This is a genomic window from Candidatus Neomarinimicrobiota bacterium (assembly GCA_022560655.1).
GTDB lineage: Bacteria > Fidelibacterota > Marinisomatia > SCGC-AAA003-L08 > TS1B11 > JADFSS01.
The window spans coordinates 1-5,033 of record JADFSS010000113.1; the positions used below are offsets into that span (position 1 = coordinate 1).

The window sequence follows — 5,033 nt, forward strand, 5'->3', positions numbered from 1 at the left end:
CCGATATACTACGAGATCTCTAATATTGGGAATTGTCATAATCCGATAGGAGCCATGCGATTTTGCCAATTCGTACCTTGTTGGGTCTGTAGGCTGATACTCTCCGCTTAGGAGCAATTCTTGAATTTGCGGTAGTGTTCGATCTATACTCTCGGCCCAATCAAGCCAATCAATTGAGTCGCGGACTCGAGTAACTCTTGCTTCTTTACGGATTTTTCGCCAGGCATTTCGTAGATTTTCTAAAGTGACAATATCTTCAAATCGCACGTCATCCCTAATGCGGTCTTGCTCGGTAATTGTGTGATTCACAGGGCGTCACGTATCATTTTACGAGGTGAAATAATTGCGGAATGTAAACCTCCCGCTGCCCCCAGCCAAGCCGTTTGTGACCCTTCGACAGCCTCAGGGTGACCACTCACCCCCCGGCCCCCTCTCTCTGGAGAGGAGGGGGCAACACGCCAGTGTGGGGGTGAGTGTCTTTCTGCGGCCACTGCCACTGCTCCGCCCACGGCATCGTGCCAACCCCCCCGGTAACCACCCGCAGCGCCGGGGCATTAACTTTACCCACAGACCACTAACCGGAGACAGTTATAAGCCGGCGAATCCAGGGAGCGCTACCAACTGCAATGCAGGTGACTGTTTTCTCAGGGAGTCTCACCGCCCCAATCAGGAGAACGATTGAATGAAAGCCAGATCAGAACGTCTTTTCGAAGTTGTCTATTCCTGGACCGTCTTCACCACCGTCTTTGTCTGGCTCCCTATCGTCCGGATCGTCGGCAGACCAGAGGGATATGAGTGGGGCATCTTCGGCCTTAGGGGGGTCGGAGTGGAGGGGCCTTTCGGCGTGTGGGTCGTCCTGGCAGCCTACGCCTTCGTGATGCTGTGCTATGGTCAGCGTTTGCCTAGGAAAGTGTACTACACGATGCTGCTTGGTTGGCACGTCACCCTCACGAGCTTCATGGTGGCAGGAATCATTTCAATGGGAGAGGCCGCGACTCTGCAGGGTCAAGCGCTCAGGTTTGAAGTGTCACTCCTCCTAGTAGCCTTGCCAGTCATACTGTTCACCGTTCTTGCCGCTGTTTGGGTCTTCCTCGACTATCGCGAGCCATGGCCACAACAAGCAGATGGCTGGGCTCCCACAGAACCAAGCAGATTCGGAGCTGCGGTCGTATTGCTCCTGGTGGCGCTAGTAGTGTTCAGAATGGGAAACAATTACAACTGGGTCACTTCGGTTGCAGTCCTCATGACAATCGTTCAGTGGATCCTGATGGTGGGGTCATTCAAGCCCGCTCGAATTTCGGTGACGTCTAACCCACCGCAGTCCGATGACAATATTGAACCTTAAGCCGCTGATCAGGGAGTTAGCGCCCGCCCCATAACGGCATTGGGGGTGAGTTAGGGCACTGCCGGCAGCAAAGGCTGCCCCCCGGGGAACCACCTTAAGCGTCGAGGCATTAACTTTACCCACAGACCACACGTCATTCAATCACAACAGGCTGCTGCATGAACACCATCACCCGGTCCGCATTCATCAGGCAAGGGTCCGTTTTCGCCGTTTCGGTGGCGCTGCTGGGGTGCCGCCATCCGGTCGTGTCGGGCCATACCAGCGAGTGCCAAACCTCCGCCGATATTCTGGGACCGTTCTACCGTGCCGGCGCTCCGTTCCGCACCGATATGCGGGTGGCAGGCGACCTGGGGGCGCCCCTCAATGTGGACGGGATCGTCTACTCCGATGACTGCGTCACGCCCCTGTCCGGGGCACTGGTTGAGGTCTGGCAGGCCGACGGCACCGGGGCTTACGACAGCGGGAGCGCCGACTTCCGCTACCGGGCGAGCCTGAGCTCGGGCGAAAATGGGACCTACGCTTTCAGCACCAACCTGCCGGGGAAATACCTCAATGGCGGCCAGTTCCGGCCCAGCCATATCCATTTCCGGGTGACGGCTGAGGGCCATCAGTCCCTGGTTTCACAAGTTTACTTCGAGAATGATACGGACATTGCCAGCGACCCATGGGCGTCCAGTCCGGAAGCCGAGGCCCGCATCCTCCCGGTCACCGAATTGGATAACGGAGAGTTGGAAGTCAACTTCGATATCTACCTGGTCCTGGCGTCATAGTGAAGGCGGAGCCTACGGCCAGCCGGTCCGGGGGTCGAGTGCTCACCGGGCTTTCTGCCGGGGCACGCCGTAGGCTAGGCCTCCCCGTGCCGCATCGGGCAGGGCCGAGGCTCTCCCACTTAATGCGCCACCGCAGCATTGGGTCGGCCATAATCTTACACCCGCTTATGGCCTATATAGGGGGTCTGTTATTCAGGCGGAGATATTGGGTTGGGGGGGATATCGACCAGCACGTTGGTAATGTTGGAGGCGATGACACTCGGTTCCGTCTGGCGGGTATTGCTCAGGATAATGATATAGATTCTATCATCCGGAAGCCTGAAGATTGTAGAGGCAAAACCGCTGGTACCGCCCAGGCCATAGATTAAATCGTGTCTGCTCTGGTCGCTTCTGACATAGACGCCGACGGCCCAGCCGTAGCCCGCTCTTCCCAACCCGGGCGTAAACATGAGCATTTTGCTTTTGTCCGATAACAGCTCACTGCCCGTCAGGCCCTCATTCCATTTGAACAGATCGAGGACCGTCGAATACATGCCGCCGGCGCCAACGGCAAATGCCTCATCCTGGTAGGGAGCATTTTCAAAATGATTGCCGGGCAGTCGATTGTAGCCCGATGCCATTTGAGACAGAATCCGCGTATGGTCGAGTATTAACCCGGTATCCCGCATGCCGAGCCTGTCAAGTATTCGCTCCCTCAACACGGCGCCAAACGCTTTGCCGGCGATATTTTCAACGATGGCCCCCAGCAAATTATACCCGTTATTACTGTAGCGGTATTCGGCGCCAGGTTCAAATTCAAGATTTGAACCGTTAGCGAATTCGACCAGCTGATCCATCGTATATGGCTCCCGGTAGTTATCATCTTCCCACCTTTGCGGAACCCCGGGTATCCCGGAAGAGTGGCTGAGCAGATGGTGAACGGTTACCTGGTCGCCAACTGGATTATCGAAGTCAGGCAGATACTTCGAAATGGGTGCGTGCAGGTCTATCCGACCTTCATCAACCAATTGTAGAATAAGGGCTGCGGTAAAGGCCTTGCCAAGAGACGCAATCCTGAATTTTGTTTTTGGTGTATTTTCTATACCCCATTCCAGATTCGCCAGCCCCAAGCCCGCCTGATAGATGATCTCGCTTTTGGCAGCGATCAATACCGAGCCTTGGAACATACCATACTCATGGTATTCTGCCAAGAGTTCATCGACGATGGAAAGCTTCTGACTCGCCGTGTAAGGGGGCGATTCACTGAGATTCGCACGTTCACATGAATAATTAACGGTTGCCAGCAGTATCACCAAGCTGGCGCGATGTAGTAATCTATTCATAGATGTCCTCTGGGCGGCCCTCTGTTGACGGATTATAATGCGGCTTCAAGGTTCAAGATATAAGACGTAAATGGCCAGGAGAAGGTTGGCTGAAGTGTTCCTCGACCTAACGGCTTATTAAGGCGAACGTTCAATCGAGAGACCTCATCGCCCCCAGGGGCGAGTGCGGTTTAGGCCGAAAGCACTTAGGTTTTCAAACTTGGGTACCGGAACCTGCAACTAGGCACCCTCGGCTATCGCTCTGGACACCGCCCGCAAACTTTCCCGGTAGCGATAGCCGGTGCCCCGGTGGCCGCCGTCGTGCTCCTCGTAGTGGTGACCGATGCCCAGCGCTTTCAGCCGCTCCACGAAAATCCGCGCCCCCAGGTGCAGGGCGTACTCATCGCGGCTGCCGGCGTCGAGCCACAGGAGTTGGAGGCTCTTTAGAGCGGCCACGTGGTCATCGCTCTCCAGCATGCGGATGGGATCGCTGGCGATCCAGCGCTGCCACACCTCCTCCCGCAGCCGGCCGGAAGGGAGCTCAAACGGCAGCTCGATCTCTGCGCCGTCGGGCGAGTAGCAGGCCGCCATGGCGATGAGGTTCAGCGCCGGAATGAGGGGGCCTTTGTTGTTGGCCGCATCAAACCGTTGCAGAAAATTGTCGAGTCCGCCGGCATCATTGAGGGCGTTGACGGCAGCGGGAAAGTCGCGCAGGTAGGCGTACTCGAAATAGAGGTCTCCACTGTGGCTGGCGGCGGCGGCGAAGGTTCCCGGCACCGTCATGGCCAGAGTCAGGGCGCCGTAACCGCCCGACGACTTGCCCAGCACGCCGCGCTGGTCCGCACGGGAGACGGTGCGCAGAGTCGCGTCGATGAAAGGGATGATCTCGCCGGTGAGGTAGTCACGGTAAGGTCCGGTGGCGCTGGAGTTGACATACTGGCTGCCCCCCAGCCGGGTGAAGCAGTCGGGCATGACCACAATGACGGCCGGCGCCTCGCCGCTGTCGATGAGGCTATCCATCTGCTCGGGCAGGTTCTCATCCCACACCGAAAAGTTGACCATATTTGGGCCGGTGCCGGTGAATCCCGCCAGGGCATAAATGACGGGATAGTGGGCGCCGCTGCCCTCGTAGCCGGGCGGCAGGTAGACAGGAAACCGGCGCACATGGGGATCGCCCAGAGGGTTGCCTTTTAAGGCGGCGCTGGTGTGCTCCAGCCATTGGATGGTCCCGCGTAGCTGTGCGTTGTGCATGGCTGAAGCTGCGCAGGGGCGGCCTCACCCGCAACAGAAATCAGGCCGGGCAAACCCTCGGACGGGAGCCGGTCAGCGCGCCGCGGCCGTTTTCATATCCATAGCGGTGGGGCGGATATCGTCGCCGCCTTCCATGACTATTTTCAGGTTGCTCAGAAAGCCTGCCCAACCTTGATCGTGCATGGTGAAGATCTCGTCCGTCTCCGCGCCGGTGGGCCAGCCGGAGTGCGTCAGATTGACGGCAGTGCTGTCGTCCTCGGAGGAAAAGTTCACCTCTACCATAGTCACCGGGGGAAAGCCGGGGATATTCCACGGATAGCTGATCCGCTCGTTATCCACTACCTTCGTGTAGGCCCCCTCACGGAC

General features: G+C 57.6%; 5 protein-coding genes. 2 read left to right on the plus strand and 3 right to left on the minus strand.

The genetic code is table 11. The features are described from left to right. The first annotated feature begins 682 nt into the window (after positions 1-682). Both IH971_10890 and IH971_10895 read left to right on the plus strand, forming a co-directional pair. Positions 683-1,345 (plus strand): hypothetical protein, encoded by a 663-nt coding sequence (locus IH971_10890; GenBank protein MCH7498338.1) that lies wholly within the window; start codon positions 683-685, stop codon positions 1,343-1,345. 158 nt (positions 1,346-1,503) lie between these two features. Further along, on the plus strand, positions 1,504-2,115 hold the full coding sequence (locus IH971_10895; GenBank protein ID MCH7498339.1) for a twin-arginine translocation pathway signal protein: 612 nt from the start codon (positions 1,504-1,506) through the stop codon (positions 2,113-2,115). Positions 2,116-2,303: 188 nt separating this feature from the next. On the opposite strand, the gene IH971_10900 is transcribed toward IH971_10895, so the two are convergent. From IH971_10900 to IH971_10910, 3 genes are all read right to left on the minus strand, one after another. Then, positions 2,304-3,437, minus strand: coding sequence for a beta-lactamase family protein (locus tag IH971_10900; GenBank protein MCH7498340.1), 1,134 nt, complete (start codon positions 3,435-3,437; stop codon positions 2,304-2,306). 219 nt (positions 3,438-3,656) lie between these two features. Further along, complete coding sequence (locus tag IH971_10905) at positions 3,657-4,667, minus strand: esterase (GenBank protein ID MCH7498341.1); 1,011 nt, start codon at positions 4,665-4,667, stop codon at positions 3,657-3,659. A 72-nt stretch (positions 4,668-4,739) separates the two neighbouring features. After that, the coding region (locus IH971_10910) for an SRPBCC domain-containing protein (protein ID MCH7498342.1) at positions 4,740-5,033 on the minus strand (294 nt) is incomplete at its 5' end.